Source organism: Corallincola luteus (genome assembly GCF_004336975.1).
GTDB lineage: Bacteria > Pseudomonadota > Gammaproteobacteria > Enterobacterales > Neiellaceae > Corallincola > Corallincola holothuriorum.
The window spans coordinates 1-19,901 of record NZ_SJXE01000018.1 but is presented as its reverse complement, the minus strand read 5'-3'; the positions used below and the strand labels follow the sequence as shown (position 1 = coordinate 19,901).

Below are 19,901 nucleotides of genomic sequence, written 5' to 3'. Positions count from 1 at the left end.
AGAGATGAGGCCTTAAATGATGCACAGGTTCAAAGAGTTAAGAAAGGGTGACCCACCAAAAAACGCGAAGGGCCATATATATACAGTCAAACAAGGACGTTCAACATGGCTAAGTCTCCATTCATCGAGTCGGTGCGCAAGGAGCTGCGCACGCGGCAGTACAGTTACCGCACCGAAAAGACCTACCTGCATTGGATCCGTTACTTTATTCGCTTCAATGACTACAAACATCCAGACATGATGGGCAACGCCGAGATAGAACGGTTTCTCAGTCACTTAGCAGTTAACAGGGAGGTCAGTGCTGCCACACAAAACCTCGCTCTGTGCGCCATCATCTTTATGTACCGTCATGTGGTTGGTCGGGAAATTGAAGGACTGAACTACAGCTACACGCGCGCACCGAGAAACATTCCAACGGTGTTAGACCAAGAGGAAGTGGCCAAGATCCTCGCGCATATGACAGGTAAGTATTGGCTGATCGCTGTATTGCTATATGGCTGTGGGCTGCGTTTGCAGGAAGCGCTTTCTATGAGAGTAAAGGATATCGATTTTTCGCTTAAGTCCATCCTTGTATTTCGAGGCAAGGGACGAAAAGACAGATACACATTGCTACCCCAATCCCTGGTGCCAAGGCTTCAGGCACAAATTACTTACGTTGAAAAACGTCATGCTCAAGATCTTGTCGAGGGAGCAGGAATGACTTCGGTTCCGTCTTCCCTTTATCGCAAGTACAAGGGCGTTATGACCGACGTTGCATGGCAGTATCTCTTTCCATCAACGACGCTGTGCCGACATCCGCATGATGGTTACGTGTGTCGCCATCATATACATGCTACGAGCTTTGCTAAGCAACTACGCAAGGCTGTGCTTAAAAGTGGCGTTAAAAAGCGAGTTACGGCGCATACCTTCCGGCACTCTTTTGCTACACGGCTGCTTCAAAAAGGCACAGATATTCGCACAGTACAGGAATTACTCGGGCATTCAGATCTAAAAACGACCGAGATCTACACGCATGTTGTGGGAGATCGGCGGGCTGGCACTACCAGCCCCGCAGACATGCTACCGGGTAGCAAAGTAGAAGAGGCGCAGGCCAGTTATGTGTGAATATTCCAAGGCAACTGAGACCCCTTGGATGACCGCTTTAAGGTATTCATACCAAAATACGATTATTCTCTGTATGACCGAAATTCGCTCAAACCTGACTATGAGGCTTGATTGGAATGGCTAAGCAATCGCTTTGCTCTTTATCTTGGCAATGTGTGCCTTCTTGATACAACGAAGGCACACACGGTGTTGTGTTGGCGGTTCCTGCGGCTCAATAGGCCGTTTTATCGAACTTCAAACTACGTGCTATCCAATCATACTTGAACCACTATTTTTGACCACTCAAACCAGCGTGCCCCTCCCCGCGGCGGGATGATTGGGGGTATCAAAAGTTGACAAGGGTGATGAAGCAGAACGCTATTTAGCTTTCTAGGCTCGAGTATTTTCTCGAGCCTAGAAATCACTCTGGTTACTCCGCTTCTGTTTGGGCTGCGGCATCGTCACTGCTACTGCCCATTTTCATCAACAGATAACCAGCACCCAATTCGATATAACCGGAGAACTGCCAAAGCAGATCGGGCAGTTCAATACCGAAGAAGCCACCCCAGAGATCAAAACCGACATGGCTGCCGATCACATCCAGTAAGCCAATAAGAATTAGAATAATGCCAACGATTTTCATGGTGCTTTCCTTTTCATATACATTGGTTGGATACTCATCCTTGATAACTCACCGCATCGGAAGCTAAGCCAAACGCGATAAAAATCAAACCAGAAGTATCAGATTTGGAAAGGAAAACAAGAGATTAAGTAAGCTATGATTCCTTTCATCGCGAACACTAAGCCATGTTCCAGTGAACAAAACCATGATTGAGCGCAAAGCCCTTCGCCTTGCTAAATAATCAATAGCGAATATTTAGGTACCGCTCAAATTAACGTCAACAAGCGTAAAAGTAGTTACGCAGGCCTACCCTCCAAATAGTGCTCCTTCCTTTATCTTTCTCCCCTCTCTCTCATCTCTCCCTCTTCATCCTTATGGTTATTATTGCGAATTATTATCATTTACATTCGTATTACATGATCGTACTATTCTGCCGCTAATACAGCACATGCTGTTAACACCATCGTTGGCAAGGCGCTTACCCCGCCTGTCAAACCATCACTCTGACGTATAGATGAAAACCGACATGAAGCAGTCTCTGTTAATCATCCCTTTAGCCCTTAGCACCAGCTCCCTTAGCTGGGCTGACACCCCTAACGACACAGACGATATCGAAAGGATCGAAGTAAAAGGCAGTTATATTCAAGGCTACAACGCCCACTCAGCGAGCGGTGCTTCGAAGTTAGAACTGCCTATCATTGAGATCCCACAATCCGTCTCAGTTATCACCAATCAGCAGCTGCAAGATTTCCAGCTAACAGATATCAACGCTGCACTGGACACCGCCACGGGTATCAATGTCGAACGTATTGAAACCGATCGCACCTACTACACCGCCCGTGGTTTTGACGTTACCAACTTCCAGATTGACGGTATCGGCCTGCCATTGGCGTCAGGAAACAATCACGCCGGAGAAGACACCGCCATCTATGACCGATTAGAGGTGATCCGAGGTGCCAACGGCCTGATGACAGGTGTGGGCAACCCATCAGCAACCATCAACTTCATCCGTAAACGCCCCACCGCTGACGATCAGTTAGTAGTCAATGGCACCTACGGTAGTTGGAACAGTGGTCGCGTCGAGGTTGATGGCAGCAAGCGTTTCAGTGACCGCTTTGCCGCCCGCGCGGTGCTGGTAAGTGAGGACAAAGAATCTTATCTCGACCGTTACGAAACCGACAAACAGGTGGCCTATATTTTTCTCGAAGGCCATCTGACCGATGACACCACGGTCTCGCTCAGTCACAGCTATAGCAACAACAATGCTGATGGTAACCTGTGGGGCGCATTGCCACTGTATTACACCGACGGTAGTGCCACCGACTACGGACGCTCCACCAGCACCTCAGCGGATTGGTCCAATTGGAACGTGATACGCAACAACACCGTGGTAGAACTTGACCACCAGCTTAACGACAATTGGCAGATACGCTCGACCTACTCGTACCGCAAGACCGACGAAGACAGCGAACTTTTCTACGTGTTTGGTACACCCGACCGCGATACCGAATTAGGACTAACAGGCTACGCCAGCGGGTACCATCATGATGACGAACACAATCTGTTCGACCTCTATCTCAGCGGTGATTTCGAGCTGTTTGGTCGTGATCATCAACTGGTAGCCGGCGTTAACTACGCCAAGCTGGATTACACCGATAAATCCCTTTACGACTACACCACTGGCGCAGGCTTCCCGGCGATGCCTGATCTGAATGAATGGGATGGCAACACACCGAAACCGGTCTTTGCTGACGGTGAAACCGGTGGCGACGTCACTCAGGAACAAAAAGCCGCTTACGTGACCGGACGCTTTAATCTGTTCGATGGCTTCCATGCCATTGTCGGCGGCCGCTACAACGATTGGGATGTCGATGGTGAATCTTACGATGTGGTGCGTGACACCGGCGATACTGAGTTTATTCCCTATCTAGGCGTGGTGTACCGGGTACTTCCTCACGTCGTCGCGTATGCCAGCTATACCGAAACGTTTCAATCACAGACAGAGCTGGATATTGACGATAAAACCCTGGATCCAGTGACTGGCGAAAGCAGTGAAATAGGTCTGAAGAGTGAGTGGTTTAATGGCCGCCTGCTTGCCAGTGTCGCCTACTTCGATATTCAGCAGAAAAACCTGGCGATCCTCGATCCCAGCACCGAAAACCTGCCACCAGACCAACAACGCTATATCGGTGCTGATGGTATCAGCAGTAACGGTTTTGAACTGGACGTCGCCGGTGAGATCTATGAGGGCTTGAATGTCAGCATTGGCTATACCGACTTTGATATCGACGGAGATGAGCAAGTAGCGGCCTATACCCCAAGCCGAATGTTCAAATTCACCGCGGTATATGAAGTGCCGTTTGTTGAAGGGCTAAGCACAGGTATGAACATGCGCTGGCAAGACGATATATCGCGCAGTCAGGGCGTCGTGGGAGACGATTTTGCCAATGCAGGTGATGAGATTGTTACCGAGCAGGATGCTTATGCCATCGTTGACCTAATGGCACGCTACAACTTTAACGACGATGTCAGCCTGAGCGTAAACGCCTACAACGTCACTGATGAAAAGTACCTCACCAGTTTGTACTGGGCGCAGGGCTATTACGGTGCACCGGCGAACTACAGCGCCACGCTGAGCTGGGCATTTTAACGCCCATAGCTCAGACAACAGACCCGTCATGTGCGCGCTTAGACACACAGGCACCGAAAGCAATTGTGCTTCTCGGTGCCTTTTGAGTTGTCGTTGGCCGCACTCACAATGCGAAGAAAGAAGAGTTCAGCATGAGAAAGACCCTGTTTAAATGGCACTCCTATGGGGCACTGATCGCCATGTTACCGCTGCTTATTATTTCGATCACCGGCAGCATACTGGTATTTAAAGTTGAGATAGATTCCCTCCTGCGCCCGCAGCACATGCAGGTGGATGCGACAGCGGAAACGCCGCGCGTCAGCCTGGACAGCCTGATGCACACCATGTTGGCGGCCAACCCCGCATTCGAACTGGGCGGCTGGGAGATATTTGATGACAAGCAACGCTCTGATGCCGGCTACTTGATCCGTCGTGGCACCGAGGAGTGGGCCAAGGTCTATATCAACCAATACAGTGGGACACTGCTTTCAGCACCACAACCGATGGACCACTACCTAACCGACTGGCTATTGGAGCTGCACTACAGCTTTTTACTGCACGTAAAAGGTGCCAGCGTAGGGTTTGTGGTTGCGCTGATCATGCTGTTTCTCGGCATCAGTGGCGTTATTCTTTACCGCCGCTTTTGGGCCAAACTATTCACCCTCCGAACCACCGCAGCCAAGCGGATCCTGTTCAGTGATCTGCATAAATTTATTGGCATCTTAAGTTCGCCAATATTGATCGTCATCGCCTTTACCGGTGGCTACTGGAACATCATGGGGATCATCCATGAAGTGACCGAACACGGCGACGGCGACCATGTCTATATTCAGGCACCACTGCATAGCCCAGAGATCTCATTCGAATCTTTGCGGTTACAAGCGGAAGTAGAAATTGATAGCTACAAAGCGGGTTACCTTGCCATGCCCCACGAACCGGATCGTGATATCACTTTTTACGGTGAAGTAAACAGCCATAACCCGCTGCACAGCGAATACGCCAGTACAGTCAGTTTTGATAAAACCAGTGGCGCCTTGCTCAATAAGATAGATATTCGCGAGGCCAGTTTTCTGCGGGTATTCATCGACAGCTTTCGCAAGCTGCATTTTGGCTATTTTGGCGGCTTGTTCACCCGTATTCTTTGGTCTGTTTTAGGGTTGGCTCCCGTGATATTGGCTGGCACTGGCTTGTATTTGTACTGGCAACGCAGGCGCTATAGCAGCAAGTCGAAGCGGATAAGAGAACAAGTTAGAGAGAGCTTTGATACTGCAGGCTAGTGATAACCGAGCCGCCCTTGGGCGGCTCTTTCAAACAAATAGCGCAATCAATGTGCTGATAGAAAATCTCCTGATATAAGGTGCGCAGATAGAAAGTGTTGCTCCCTCCTATATTGACGCGCTCGCTCAAGCCGCTCTCGTTCTGGGCAACCCTCGCACGCCTTTCAGCAGCAAATCGCTTATATACCCCACTTCAGCAGCACCAAATACTGATTTCAATGAGATTGGGGATCGAAGACAGATCCCCTATTTTTTATTTATCACCTAACTCTTTCATTACTAATAAATTTAGCTTCTACACTTAGTAGCTGTGTCAGTCGACGTTAACTATTTATCACGGAGCAATATGCATGGATAACACGTCAGCCACCTGGACCACCCGCGCCTTGGATCGCATTGAGGTGGTGGGTAACAAGCTGCCCGATCCCGCGATTATCTTTCTGATCTGTCTGGCGATAGTCTGGATCGCATCGGCGATCTTTTCTCAGGTCAGCTTCGACGCCATCGACCCGCGTACTGGCGAAGCGATCGTGGTAAACAACCTACTGACGGGCGATTCGCTGGCTAGCTTCTTGAGTCGGATGGTGCCCATATTTACCGGCTTTGCGCCTTTAGGTGTGGTGCTGGTTGCCATGCTTGGGGTGGGCGTAGCGGAACATTCCGGGTTTATCAGTGCCGGATTAAAGCGGATGCTGGATTCCACACCCAGCAGCTTGCTGACACCGATGGTTGTTATGGTGGCCATCGTTAGTCACACCGCCACCGATGCGGGTTATGTGCTGGTGATCCCACTGGCCGGTGTGATCTTCTACGCCATGGGCCGACACCCATTAGCGGGTATTGCTGCTGCATTTGCCGGGGTCAGTGGCGGCTTCTGCGCCAACTTTATTCCGTCGGCCATCGACCCATTGCTGCAAAGTTTTACCCAAACCGCCGCACAAATTATCGACCCAGCAATTCAGGTTAACCCGCTGAATAACTGGTTCTTTAATTCAGCATCATCAGTGCTGATCATTGGTATCGCCTGGTATCTGACAGATAAGGTGATTGAACCCAGATTGAAAGATGTCGAAGTGGATGGTGACCCTAACGATATCCCTAAATTTGCAGAGCTTACGGCCGTACAAAGCCGTGCGCTGCGCTGGGCCAGCCTGACGATGCTGGCAGGGGTGATCATGCTTATTGCGATACTGGTGCCAGAGTCGAGCCCATTGCGGGATGCCAGCGGCAAGCTGACCTCCTTTAAAGCGCCGATAATGCAATCAATCGTACCGCTGATCTTTCTGCTATTCCTGTTACCTGGCGTGGTGTATGGCTATCTCTCAGGTACTTACCAAACCACCAAAGATATGATTAACAGCATGACCAAAGCGATGAATGGGATGAGTTATTACATCGTGATGGCATTCTTCTGTGCGCTATTTATTGATGCCTTTGGTAAATCGAATCTTGGCGCGTTGATGGCCATTGAGGGCGCAGAGGTACTCAAGGCGTTGTCGCTGCCAACCATGGTGACAGTGATTGGTATTGTCTTTCTTACTGGCTTTGTGAACCTATTTGTCGGCTCCAGCTCGGCAAAGTGGGCGCTACTTGGCCCCATCTTTGTACCCATGCTGATGCAGTTGGATATCTCTCCGGATCTGACCCAAATTGCATATCGCATTGGTGATTCTTCCACCAATATCATCACCCCACTGATGCCCTATTTTCCGCTGGTGGTGGTGTATTGCCAACGCTATGTAAAATCCACGGGGATAGGTACCGTGCTGTCTCTGATGCTGCCATTTAGTATCAGTATTCTCATTCTGTGGAGCATCTTTCTATTGATCTATTGGGGGCTGGGTATCCCGCTGGGTATTCAATCCAGCTACCTGTACACACCGGCCGGATAAGCGTCCAAAGACACAAATCTGAAGAGAGAAAGTCGAGGGTGAATTCGGGGGCGTTTTTAACGAAATGGGCAAACCAACGGGCAGCTTATCATCCTGCCCGTTGGTTTTGGCATAGAGAAACTCTTACTGACGGTCTAAACAATAGCAAGGGTTAAATGTTTAGCGATTACTGGCAAGGCCACTTTTTACTGGCGGATAATGTCAGGCCGCTCACCGGCACTGGGTTCTCCATCTGCTCTGGGTGTTGATTTGCCCAAACCAGAAAATTATCTAATATCTGCTGACGCGTCACAGTGGCATCAGGGCAGGAAGCAGGATCACCTTTCTTACCGATAACCTGCGCATCTTGGGCCGAGCTGATATAACCGAGACAGTAAGCCTGCGACACACCATACCAAGGGTCATCAATCGACATATCACACAGGGTAAGCAGATCACCGATAGTTTTGGTGTCAAAACTGTCCTCGGCGTTAGCTGCGCTAAAACAACCCGCAGACAAACAAAACATCAACAATACTAGGCGGCATTTCATCATCAACAATCTCCCAAAATTAACTCTTATTAACCATAGCCGTTTTTTAGAAATAGAAGCTAAGGTGCAGAAAAATAAATCTTATTTTGAATAGTCGTTATAGATGCGCTCAGGGAAAAAGCAACTTAACAGCTTGGTCAATGTCAATCATGAGGCTGTGCCCTTTTCGACAGGAACGCAGTCAACACCAGGCCGAAGCCAAGCCCCACTATAATAGAGCCTACAAACGCCAAAACAGAAGTCTGAATATAAAAGAAACCCACGCCAGTGCCGATCAACACGCCGCCGCCTATCGCCCAACTACTTTTGTCTTTATCGTGAGTCATCACTCACCTCCCGCCACCTGATTAAAGCCATCGACAATTCAAGCTTAGACGGCTTAACGCATAACGGCGTTCAGCGCGAAAGATTAACGGCATAAACGGCCCTGCAGCGCAGAATCAGCAAGGGGCTTTAGACATAAAAAAAGCCCCGTCATAAACGGGGCTTTTGCACTTAATCGTTAAAAACAAGCTACGCACTTATTGTCTAAACGGCTAATCTAAAACGGATTAGATTGCTTATTATTTAACAAATTCAGATAGCAAAATATCACCACTTGCTACGTTAAAGTATGATTCCAATAAGCTATCTGTAACGAACACTTGACCGCCACTAACAAAATAAATCTCATCAGAGCTATTAATAGATATATCCTGAACACCTTCACTAGATATAAATATCGACCCTACTTTACTTCCTGTAGAGTCATACTTATTAATCCACCCTGAAGATGTGGAAGCGTATATGTATCCAAACTCATCAACAGAAATTTTAGCTCTAATCGGCAGTTCAACAATGCCTATTACCTCCATTGAAACAGGATCATACACATCAATCCCTTTTCTTTCATCTAGAGCATATAGCTTGTTATCCAACCCAACCGTCAGTGTATTATAATTATTACCTTTTACTCTAACAGCGCTACCATCAGAAGTATCAAACCTTATAACACCACTATCAACATCTTCTCCTACAATCATGTCGTTCGAGAATATATAATTCCCTGACACATCGACTGCGCCAAAGTACGCATTATTTATTTGGTCCCATTTTTCAAAATTAATAAATGACCATAAATGCGTAGAGGTATCATAAATTGCTAACTCAGAGTCACTCTCGCCATTTAAAACTGCGATTCTTCCCCCCTCCAACACAGCCAAGTCTCTTGGAACGGTATCAACTATTAGGCTTTGAATTCTTTCTCGCCGAATTACATCACCTGAATCACTATAGAAGAGAAGATCAAAGTGACTCAATGCTCCATCCGATATAGCAACCCATGTTGCACCTGAATCAAGAATGTTTTCCAAAGGAGAAATAGAAATATTATCTAAACGAAGACCACAATCTTCAAGCGTCTCAATTTTCACCGTTCTTACACCTGATGACACGCTAAATGAGTATGAACTCCAGTTATTACTTACATCGTATGCCCCAATTTCTTCACCATCAACTGAGATCGTAAATTGTCCAACATTCTCACAATTATTATAGGCATCGAATTGAACTCTATTACCACTAAATCGCAAGCTGAATTCCACACTTCCAGCGTTATTAGTGAAAATGCTATAGCTGCCGTCTGATGACGCTGTGTCATCTACTTGCCACGGTATTGCTATGGAATTAACCCGCCAACCATTTGGTAAGCTCTGGTTTTCAAACGAATAATGTTGACTTGTTATTACAACTGGTAACGAAGTTAAATCATTTATATCGGTTCCAACAAGATACTCTTCCAAGTTCGAAAACGTATCTAAATCGGCATCGTATCCAGCATCAAATTTATTCAACGGGTTCAAACCATTTTGTATTTCAACATGGTCGGGGATCAGGTCATTGTCGTCATCTTCATCAACATTGTCGCCAATTAGGTCATGGTCGTTATCGCGATACTCTTCAGGATCATGTGGAAAATCATCAAGATTATCGAAAACACCGTCGCCGTCAGTGTCTATATATTGCGGAAGGTTTATCAGTGTAGGATAGTCTTGCTGGGTTCCGAACGACCAAATGCTTTCACTCCAGTTAAGATACATTGGCGCAATTGAACAATCAGAATAAGCTTCAGGCTCTGTTGGGCAAGTCAATTCATCATTATTCAAGCCTGTCAGTCCTTCTCCAGTTGCTGCCTCATGCAAGCCAATAGAGAAACCACTACTTTCAGTACTCCAATATGAATCATTAATATCCGTGTCAGAAGCTGAATACGCAAAGCCTGCGCCTTGTGCATTTTCATACAACGTGACCAAACCTAGGCTATACGTATTTTCAACGATTCCGCCGATCGCAGTCCCTATCAGTCCACCCACCGTTCGTCCGGTCACGCTGCCGGTAGAAAAAGCATTCATAATTACGCTACTGGAACTAGCACTTCCGACAAGCCCACCACCATCGTTTAATGCACGAGAAACCCTCATATGACTTGCCGATTCCGAAATTGTGCCGGAATTTGAGCCCACTAAACCTCCGACATCAAACTGACCAGAGATCGTGCCTATGCTTACTGAGCGCTCAATAAGACCAGAGTTTCTGCCAACTAACCCGCCGGCATAGTCCTGGGCAACCACATTTCCACTCACATAGATATTACTAATCAGGCCGCTATTCTTTCCAACCAAAAGCCCCACGAAATCAGAATTGATATTGACTGACGAGTTAGCACCAACAACGGCAAGGTTTCTGATCACAGAGTTAGGGCCTGCCGAACCAAACAAGCCTGAATAGTAATAAATACTATTGTTGTATGCGGGAATAACATTAATGGTTAGATTACGGATCTCATGGTTATTGCCTTCAAAAATAGCGTTGAACTCATAGGAACCATATCCCTCCTCACCGATAGGATCCCAACCTTCACCTGCATTAAAGGGGTCATCACTGATTCCGTTGCCATTTTCATCAAAATCAAGATTCGTTATCAACTCGTAACCAGCGCAACTAATAACGGCTAAACCGTCACCACACCCCACTGAAGAGCTAGCGCTTTTCGTCCCGAAGGCATCTCCATACAAGTTGTAACGTACTTTATCCAGATCCATCAGACTCGCGATTTCGATCAAGCCGTCACCGTCATCATCAACGTCTGCACTCAACCCAGAGTTTTGACAGTCGATGTCGCATGTATCTGGCGCACCATCACTATCAGTGTCCGAACGACCATCCAAAGATACGAGCGGAAAATAATCAACGCTATCTTCTACGCCATCGTTGTCATCATCACGGTCGGCATTGTCGCCAATAAGATCGCCGTCATGGTCGGCGCTCTCAGATTGATCAAGAGGAAATGCATCCTCGCTATCTGGTACGCCGTCATTATCATCATCTAGATCTTCTGTCATCCCCAAAGCTACACATGCGGGGTCGCACACGTCAGGAATGCCATCACGGTCATGATCATTTGCAGCTAAAGTAGGGGATAATGGGTACGCGTCTTCTATATCCAACACACCGTCATTATCATCATCCAGGTCAGTGTTATTCCCTACACCGTCACCATCGAAATCTTGAGATTCTGTGCTGTCCAGCGGAAACTGATCTAGAGCGTCTGAAACACCATCGTTGTCGTCGTCGCTGTCTGCGTTGTTACCTATGCCATCTGCATCTGTATCGATCTGTTCATTAGCATCTAGCGGGAAAGCATCTGTTATATCTGCGACGCCGTCATTATCATCGTCACTATCGGCATTATTACCTATACCATCGCCATCAGTATCAAGCTGTTCATTGGCATCTAGCGGGAAAGCATCTGTTAAATCTGCGATGCCATCATTATCATCGTCGCTATCGGCATTATTACCTCTACCATCGCCATCAGTATCAAGCTGTTCATTAGCATTTAGCGGGAAAGCATCTGATATATCCGCGACGCCATCATTATCATCGTCGCTATCACTGTTGTTACCGACACCATCGCCATCCGTATCTAACGTTTCAGTAGGATTAACTGGGAATGCGTCTGCGATATCGTCAACACCATCATTATCGTCATCTAAGTCAGCCGCCATACCAAGCGCAACGCAAGCTTCGTTACAGTCATTGGGAATACCATCAAGATCAGAGTCAGTTAAACCACCTAATGAGATTAACGGATAAAAATCAGTGATATCAGGAATTCCATCGCCATCGTCGTCATCATCACTATTATTACCGACACCATCGCCATCCGTATCTAACGTTTCATTCGGATCATTTGGGAATAGGTCTTCAGCGTCATTGACACCATCACCGTCACTGTCGATTTGCGAAGCAGAACAACCTTCATCATTGACACTTTCTCCCTCTGGAGTGTCTGGACAACGATCATAAGCGTCGTCGATATTGTCGCTGTCTTCATCTCGTGCTGTAATTCCTATCAGCAGGATATTATCGATGCTGATATCACCTCGGAAACCACCAACAGCCAATGCCTTAAAGCGAATACCTGTCACATCGGTATAGGCACTCAAGTCAACCTTTACCGAAGTGTATTCAGCAGCCAATGACAGGTGCTGCTGACCAGAAACCTGCCAAACATCCTCCACCAACATACCCTGAGAGAATATATCGACAGAAAGGGTACCAATGTCTGTCCCAAACATATGGTAATCGAAATTTAACTCGACACTATTTGCAGGCTCAATCGTCGGGCTTAGAAGGATGGAAGTATTTCCTGCGTCATTTGCAAAATTTGCGGACGTTTCGAAATATAGGTAATAAGCCTCATTATTCGTTCCAGAATCAGGGCCTGTATCAGGAGAAGGAGTCTCTCCCATATGACGAAGCCATTGATTAGAAGCATTAATGACGTCATTCTCCCACCCGCCCCAGCCAGATTCGAAGTCTGCGGCAAGTAACGGCGCTCTTACATCAGTTTCTGCGACCATAACATCCAAAAAAGTAGTCGCAGTCAGTTCACCATCAGAGACTTCTATTTCAAAACGGTTGGCACCAATGTCCGTAGCCAGAGGTATTCCAGTAAGTTGCCCATCAATTCCAACTTCTAACCATTGAGGTCCTGACAACTTAGAGAAAGTGAGACTATCACCGTTTTCATCGTGTGCATCCCCCGCAATACTTGCACTATATGAAGCATCAATAACTGCCAAGGGTTTTACTAAAGGGCTACTTTCAAAAACTGGAGCAACCGGGTCCATTGAGCCTAACCAGACTTCAATGTTGTCAATGGCGACATCCCCTCTAAATCCGCCCGCTGCGGTATAGACAAAGCGTAGCGACTCAGTATAAGCATTACGCTCAACCTCGCCTGTTAGATAAGCAGCATCATTTGAGGAGTGCTTTTGTCCACTGGCATTCCATATTTGAGTCCAAACGCCCTCACTTAAAGCTTCAAGCGATAGATTGCCAATACTTGAACCATACATATGGTAATCAAACACCACGGTAACCGAAGCGGCATTGACTTCAGGCCCCATTAAAATGGCTGTTTCACTTGCGTGATAAGCGCCGCCCGAAGATGTTTCGACGTACATGTACCACTTACTGTCAGCACCAGAAGAGGGGCCGGTTCCAGAAGAAGGAGTACCCGAGGCATCTCGACTCCATTCATCCGTATCTGCGCCAGCAGTATTAGACCAGTGACCTAAACCTGACTCAAATCCATCGGAATAACTAAGTGTCTTACCTTCAGTCGTTGCATATGAGGTACTAGACACAAAGGTAGAGATGATTAAAAAGAACGCAGAACAAATCCGCGAAGAGGTGAGAATACACATAAACATCCTTGTAATATCGAACATCAACAACTCAACATTGATAACTTAATATTATTTATCAATATGATACATAGCATATATTGCAACTAATTAAGCTGAGACGCAATTACAAATATTCATAAAAACCGTGAAGACTGTCGAACTATTGAGCAATCGGGTACCGTTTAACATTGCAGCTTTAGTGAACGGCATAAACCGCCCAGCAGAGCAGAACCCGCAGAGGGCTTTAGACATAAAAAAAGCCCGGTCATAGACGGGGCTTCTCATCGCATAAAAACGCTTAACTAAGCAGCTTTCTTCTTTCTAAAAAATGCCAAGCCAGCCAGACTTAAGCCAAGCATCGCCAGTGGCGCTGGCGCAGCAACATCGCTAATCCGGAACGCTTAGTTAGTAATATCTGCACCAAAGTCGCTATCGTAAGTAGAAACGGTATCGCAGTCAGGAGCAACAATGTAAGCCTCCTTGATAGACGCGACACGTTAAAAGCTGGCCACTTCACGAATATTCAAGCCGTAGTGCTGACAATGGGGATCAGTTCCCGAATATAGTTCACCGCTTGGTCCACATTGTCTTGGTTGTAGCCTTCAGTTTGCAGCTTCTCAATGAGTTCGTTCAATTCGGTTTGTGCGGTACTGCCCTCCTCTTGATCCTCGCTCAAACTTTGCAACAGACTTTCAAATAGTGGTGCGGTATCTGCCGCCGCACGAGGGCCAGGAGGACCGCCAGCGGTTTCACCAGGCATGCCTGTTGGCATCCCCTCCATACGATTTTTCATGCTTTCCAGCAGCGCATCGCGCTCCGCTACCGATACTTGCCCATCTTCGTCCGTGTCCATTTCAGTGAAATGCTGTGCCAATTTTTCAGCATTAAATTCGGCCCCTTGTGCAGCCAACGCAGCACTCATCTCCTCCACGCTTACACTGTTGCTATTGTCTGTATCCGCCGTAGCAAAAGCCTCATCCATCTGCGCCTTAATTTCATCCCTTTGCGCTTTAACCTCATCAATCTGTGACTTCATCTGTATCGAGCTAAATGTACCCGTACCTGAAATATTCATTGCCAGTTCTCCGTGAATAGTAAAATTGGTGGCACCAATCACTAAGCAAATGCAATTCCAATCAGAGCAATATTTACACAGATTTACCTAACTTTACTTTCAACACCCATAACGATAAAAGCATCGGAAAATCCTGCCACAAACGTAAAGAATGAATTAATCAATTTCACCCATTTGAATAGCTAACCGACTGAAACGGCAACACTATTCCTTATGAGGCAATACTGTTCCGGCAATAAGAATGACCATCCATGGCACAAACAAAGAGCAAAAATAAAACCAACGAATGACAAAAGCGGGCTTCAGTGACCATGGTCACTGAAGCCCGCTTTATCGACTTAATTAAACTAATCTGCGTTACTAAATCAGCTCAGTTACTTACCACCGCCATGTCGTAACCAAATTCAGCAGTGTCATCTTTAAACAGCAGCAAGGAATAGTTTGTCGCCGCGGCAAATTCAAGTATGTCAGACTGATACAGGAGTAACATGGAGTCATCGTCGCGCTCCAATACGACACTTATCTGATAAAAACCACTCGGCAACACCCCCGTTGTCAGCTCCTCAAAATCAAGATCCTGTGCGTCATAGTCAGTGCTCTCTAGGGTCTCCCCTTCAGGAACGAAATAGACATCCACATCATCTAAGTCGTAGCTGAGATTAGCCAAGGTGATATCACTATTGAAAGCGATCGCCCGTACCGACTCTTCAAAAGCGATAGATTGTGTCGCACCCGCTTCATCTTGATATACGGCGATCCCCTTAGTGGCATTTTGCGGCATGCTGATCAGCAGGTTGTTAAGGAGTACCTCTTCGGCCTCGTTCATGATTGACAAACTGTAATCACCGTAGGGTAATATTTCATACTCAGTGACTCCCTTGTCTGCGACGAGTTCTGAACGAACCTCATCATCACCACTCTTCAGGCTAGTAGAGACCGCATCAGGGCTAACATTAATTACCCGATACTGGGCGTTAGCGTAGTTGTCCTCATAATGGATCACCGTGCTTGAAAGCAGCACCTTATCGATGGCAATGCCTGTTTCAGTGGCACCGAACGAGTCTCTAACCACCAAAAAATAAGCGGTTTCACCCGTTAAGCTAACATTTTCCGCCGTAAAAAGTACTTCACTATTGCCAACTGAGGTCAGGTAGACGTCATACACATCAAGCGCATAATCCCCCACTAACGCTGCTTCACCATAGGCTGTCGTTGATATCAAACTCGCTAGTTCAAAGCCCAGACCTGACTCCCCCAGATAGATATCGTAGCCCGGCGAATCAGTCGAGTAATCGGCGACAAACAAACGCATGGTGTCATCGCCCAGATCGTCCAGATTGTACTCCACGCTGTAGAGTTCAAGCTGGCTATAGTCACCCGCAGAAATGAACAGATGGCGCTGCTCTCCAGACAGAGAAACCTCACCGTCATAGATCTCGTCGTCAACACCGTTGGAATTCACTCCAGAGATAACTAACGAGTAAGTCCCACTATTCACAGTACTTGGGCTGGTAGCATCAGAAAAAGAGATATCACTGAGCGTATATGAATCATCAAACTCATACGTTAGAGGACTACTGTTAGAAGAGACATTGTAGACCTGCATCGTCGTCGCACCGCTACTGTCATCGTCACTGTCATCACATGCAAAGAGAAATAGTCCACTAAGTAAAACGACTGTTAACTTCATTGGCTGGGTTATGAACATGCTGAGTATCTTTTGTTAAAAAATCAGCAAGCAGTCTATCTAGACCAGCGTTAATGGCTGTCAAGGAAGGTTAAGATTGGTTAAGAACCCAATGCCTCAGTGCCACCGTGAAATATTACACGAATACAGCACTAGCAACACCAAGCCCGAATGTCGCAACAACAAACCCGTAGACGTAAGGAGTAGAGCTTAATCGCGGCAACAGGGAAACTGACGCCTGCGCCCCCGGGGAGAGCAGCGACAAGTTAGTGACTTGCATGTTTTCGTGCACTTCACCATGTTGATGCCAGTGGGTTTAAATCCCAGCTCGGCATATAGATTGGCAGCTGGCTTGTTTTCGTAGGCTACCAATAGTTAAATTTAATCAACACCTTCAGATCTCAGCGTTTGTTCAAGTTTGGCAAAAATCTTCCGGCCATAGCCTTTTCCGCTAAACTGCTCGATAACTTGAAAATCGTATATAACCGCTGAGCTTTCACCGGAGTTGAACCCATACCACAGGTATTCGATTACACCTGCACCATTGTGTTCAATACACCACATGGGATAACCAAGCCAAAGACCACTCAGGCCGAAGCCAAGCCGCTCGGTATTCAAGATACAAAAAAGCCCCGTCAAAAGACGAGGCTCATCGCTAAATGTTCTTTAAAACACTAAGCAGCTTTCTTCTTTCTGAAAAATGCCAAGCCAGCCAGACCTAAGCCAAGCATCGCCAGTGGCGCTGGCGCAGGAACATCACTGATCCGGAATGCATAGTTAGTACCACCAACACCGAAGTCACGAACATAAGCAGAGACGGTATCGAGGTCACGATCGAAAATGTAAACGTCCTGATAGCGAGTAATACCTTCTACACCACGGAAGTAGTCTTCAGCAAAAACCTCGAAGCCGATACCAATAATCGCGTAGTGAGCCATGTTATTGATGTTCGCTACCTGATCGTCAATTGTCGAGATCATATAAGTGCCAGCACCAAACAGCTCCTCAGCTGCACCAACACCTGAATATGCAAGCGGGTTAGAGCTCCAGTTCGGACCGTCACCAACCTGCCATGAGCCTACATATTCAATTAAAGCGGCTTGCGCTGCACTGGCACTGACCAGAAGAGACAACCCCATGATGATTTTAAAAAACTGCTTTTTCATTATTACTGCCCTACTACAATAAGAGTTTGCTGAAATAAGCAGGAAATGCGCCAGACCGCTAACCAATTGTTATTTATCGATATTTTTTAAAAGCCCTCATTTTTTTAACAAATATGTAAACTTTAGTGACAATTTCCACAACGCTCTGGGCACTCACTCCTTCCGGCGTTGCCACCGTTTTTGACTTTAGGGTCTACTGAATCAGCTCAACTACAGAATCAGAAAGCTTTGTTAGACCTCACTTTTCAAAGGAGTCCAGGTCGATTTCGTACTTGGCGAGAACCTCCTGCATTTGCAGTTTCTTTTGCCCTGCTGCAACAGCCATAACCTTCGCCGTAACATCGGAAACTTCACCTTTTGTTATGCCCGCTTGCTTTGCCTGCTTTAAGTAATAATTTGTACACGGCAAGCAATTCATCGCCATGGCGGCAGCAAGCCCCACTAAAAGCTCTGTTTTGGAATCCAGATGCGCATTTTCGTGAGTGGAGTGATAAAAATTTTCGTAATGCTTTTGATGCTTTCCTAACATGAGATCCTCTGTGAATTATAACGCTGGGGCGCTCTGCTTTTGTTTGTTAGGCACCTTTTTCACAACAAATTGTATGAGATTAGAACCTTTTCGAAAGAAGCTGCTCGTTTTACGTCTTCTAACGTGACTTCATACCAGCTAACTGAGTTGAAATTGAATTCAAGTGAAGGCTCACACGTGCCAATTTTTACGTATGTTTTATATCCGAAACATGTGACGATGTTTTCATACTCAATCCAGCATGTTTCTGAGCCAACAGCTAACGGTGGAGGACACCATACCTGTGGTTTTTCGCTATGGATTTTATAGCTAACACCAATAACATCTAAGGCCTTTAATAGCTCCTCTCCATTAGCAAATTTGATTTCACCCAAAAGCTCAAAGCCATCGTTGTAGTGACCACCTCTAGGGTATTTCAACCTGAAGAGTCGGCACACCCTAAGTTCATTTCTGAATTCTTCGCTTTGATAAAAATCGAATGTTGATGACATTGATGTACTTCCATGTTGTCTAATACTTATTACTCGGATGCAGCGGCCAAATATGGGGCCAGAATGTAAGCCCTAAGCGCTGGAGTATAGGATCCGGCTACGCAGCAGCACCATGATTTATTTGTCAGCTGTACTTTCATACCCAGCTTTTAAGGTATCAATGATTTTTGGACAATGTTTGTACGCCACTTTGTATAGCTCTCTAAACTCCTTCTGTTCGTTTGTATTTGTGCCAAGTTCGAGAGTTATATTTTCAATTACACTAGTCATTAATGATAATTCTTTAGAGACAAGGTGATCAGGGTTTTTAATTTCTTTATCGGGAATATTCCGCAAGCACTCCATAACCTGTATTACAGAGTTTATATTTTCCTGAGAATCAATATCATTATTACAATGCACAGAAAATGAAAAGCTTAAAAGAAAAATCAATATCCATATTTTCATCTGAACTCCAAGTACAGCTAACGACGCAATCTAGCGAATCCCCTCATAATCCCTAGGAAATTCATAAAAGTAGACGCGCACCCCGTGGTTTGATCTAATTAATTTCGCCAAAAACAAATCCTATCTCACCCTGCACGGAGGCAGTCGGGATGCGCGAAGTTCAAATCCTACACCAAATGCTTGCACAACAGTGTCCGCAAATTCACAAAAAACGCCTGAGTTCACTGATAGTTGCGACCCAGTCGCTATTCGATGGCGACCGCTTGTCATTGACCGAACTAGGACGAAGCATTGAGGGGCGTGTTGCGCCCAAGCACAACATTAAAAGAATGGTTCGGTTGTTGGGCATTCATCATCTAAATAACGAACGATTAGCGATATATCGCTGGCACGCGCAACAGATTGGATGGCACCGCCACTTTCAGGCGAACACCATCAGAAAACGAGCTGTATTGTCGGTTGTTCGTTTAGGCAAAGAAGTTCGACGGCGACCGGACTTTGTTATCTCAGAGCAGCGAATACAGTGGGCGATCAATGAGTTCGTAAGGCTGGTTCACACCGCTGGATTGAAGGATTTATGAGGGGATCCTCCAGCGCCCACTTAAGCGGACAAAAACAGTTGGTCTTGGATTCATATACTAACCGCAACAAGCCCTCGAATTAGAACGATGAACTGTGGTATTTCCTGTGTCTCGCTCCCGCCAAGAAGTGAAACAACATGAACTACCAACAGCTC

At 46.4% G+C, this 19,901-nt stretch carries 15 protein-coding genes and 2 pseudogenes; 6 read left to right on the top strand and 11 right to left on the bottom strand.

Features of this window, described 5'->3' with window-relative positions; genetic code table 11:
* The first annotated feature begins 105 nt into the window (after positions 1–105).
* Positions 106–1,104 carry an integron integrase gene (locus EZV61_RS19135; RefSeq protein WP_131417611.1) on the top strand — a complete coding sequence of 333 codons (999 nt, stop codon included), beginning with the start codon at positions 106–108 and terminating at the stop codon, positions 1,102–1,104.
* Between the two features lie 409 nt (positions 1,105–1,513).
* Here EZV61_RS19135 and EZV61_RS19130 read toward each other — a convergent pair whose 3' ends face one another.
* Positions 1,514–1,726 carry a hypothetical protein gene (locus tag EZV61_RS19130; protein ID WP_131417609.1) on the bottom strand — a complete coding sequence of 71 codons (213 nt, stop codon included), beginning with the start codon at positions 1,724–1,726 and terminating at the stop codon, positions 1,514–1,516.
* 505 nt (positions 1,727–2,231) lie between these two features.
* Here EZV61_RS19130 and EZV61_RS19125 point away from each other — a divergent pair.
* From EZV61_RS19125 to EZV61_RS19115, 3 genes are all read left to right on the top strand, one after another.
* Positions 2,232–4,355 carry a TonB-dependent siderophore receptor gene (locus tag EZV61_RS19125; RefSeq protein ID WP_131417607.1) on the top strand — a complete coding sequence of 708 codons (2,124 nt, stop codon included), beginning with the start codon at positions 2,232–2,234 and terminating at the stop codon, positions 4,353–4,355.
* 131 nt (positions 4,356–4,486) lie between these two features.
* Positions 4,487–5,611 carry a PepSY-associated TM helix domain-containing protein gene (locus EZV61_RS19120; RefSeq protein WP_131417605.1) on the top strand — a complete coding sequence of 375 codons (1,125 nt, stop codon included), beginning with the start codon at positions 4,487–4,489 and terminating at the stop codon, positions 5,609–5,611.
* 350 nt (positions 5,612–5,961) lie between these two features.
* On the top strand, positions 5,962–7,503 hold the full coding sequence (locus EZV61_RS19115; RefSeq protein ID WP_130567622.1) for an AbgT family transporter: 1,542 nt from the start codon (positions 5,962–5,964) through the stop codon (positions 7,501–7,503).
* Positions 7,504–7,669: 166 nt separating this feature from the next.
* On the opposite strand, the gene EZV61_RS19110 is transcribed toward EZV61_RS19115, so the two are convergent.
* From EZV61_RS19110 to EZV61_RS19060, 10 genes are all read right to left on the bottom strand, one after another.
* Entirely contained in the window at positions 7,670–8,038 is a 369-nt protein-coding gene (locus EZV61_RS19110) for a Rap1a/Tai family immunity protein (RefSeq protein WP_130567620.1), read from the bottom strand.
* Between the two features lie 140 nt (positions 8,039–8,178).
* Positions 8,179–8,361 (bottom strand): hypothetical protein, encoded by a 183-nt coding sequence (locus EZV61_RS19105; RefSeq protein ID WP_114338348.1) that lies wholly within the window; start codon positions 8,359–8,361, stop codon positions 8,179–8,181.
* Between the two features lie 237 nt (positions 8,362–8,598).
* Positions 8,599–13,812 (bottom strand): thrombospondin type 3 repeat-containing protein, encoded by a 5,214-nt coding sequence (locus EZV61_RS19100; RefSeq protein WP_131417603.1) that lies wholly within the window; start codon positions 13,810–13,812, stop codon positions 8,599–8,601.
* Positions 13,813–14,293: 481 nt separating this feature from the next.
* Positions 14,294–14,845: an EF-hand domain-containing protein gene (locus EZV61_RS19090; RefSeq protein WP_131417601.1), complete on the bottom strand. Its 552-nt coding sequence runs from the start codon at positions 14,843–14,845 to the stop codon at positions 14,294–14,296.
* A 370-nt stretch (positions 14,846–15,215) separates the two neighbouring features.
* Entirely contained in the window at positions 15,216–16,553 is a 1,338-nt protein-coding gene (locus EZV61_RS19085) for a DUF4397 domain-containing protein (protein ID WP_131417599.1), read from the bottom strand.
* 360 nt (positions 16,554–16,913) lie between these two features.
* Complete coding sequence (locus EZV61_RS19080) at positions 16,914–17,150, bottom strand: GNAT family N-acetyltransferase (RefSeq protein ID WP_165569667.1); 237 nt, start codon at positions 17,148–17,150, stop codon at positions 16,914–16,916.
* 56 nt (positions 17,151–17,206) lie between these two features.
* A complete protein-coding gene (locus EZV61_RS19075) occupies positions 17,207–17,698 on the bottom strand; it encodes a PEP-CTERM sorting domain-containing protein (RefSeq protein ID WP_130567610.1) in 492 nt (163 codons plus the stop codon).
* A gap of 238 nt (positions 17,699–17,936) precedes the next feature.
* Positions 17,937–18,227, bottom strand: coding sequence for a carboxymuconolactone decarboxylase family protein (locus EZV61_RS19070; RefSeq protein ID WP_114338345.1), 291 nt, complete (start codon positions 18,225–18,227; stop codon positions 17,937–17,939).
* 59 nt (positions 18,228–18,286) lie between these two features.
* Entirely contained in the window at positions 18,287–18,718 is a 432-nt protein-coding gene (locus tag EZV61_RS19065; RefSeq protein WP_114338344.1) for a hypothetical protein, read from the bottom strand.
* Between the two features lie 117 nt (positions 18,719–18,835).
* A complete protein-coding gene (locus tag EZV61_RS19060) occupies positions 18,836–19,165 on the bottom strand; it encodes a hypothetical protein (RefSeq protein ID WP_131417595.1) in 330 nt (109 codons plus the stop codon).
* A 149-nt stretch (positions 19,166–19,314) separates the two neighbouring features.
* Here EZV61_RS19060 and EZV61_RS19635 point away from each other — a divergent pair.
* Together EZV61_RS19635 and EZV61_RS19720 are read left to right on the top strand one after the other, a co-directional pair.
* Positions 19,315–19,563, top strand: a pseudogene (locus EZV61_RS19635) (IS4 family transposase); the annotation flags it as partial.
* Positions 19,558–19,746: pseudogene (locus EZV61_RS19720) on the top strand (IS4 family transposase); the annotation flags it as partial. The pseudogenes EZV61_RS19635 and EZV61_RS19720, both read left to right, overlap by 6 nt.
* Between the last annotated feature and the right edge of the window lie 155 nt (positions 19,747–19,901).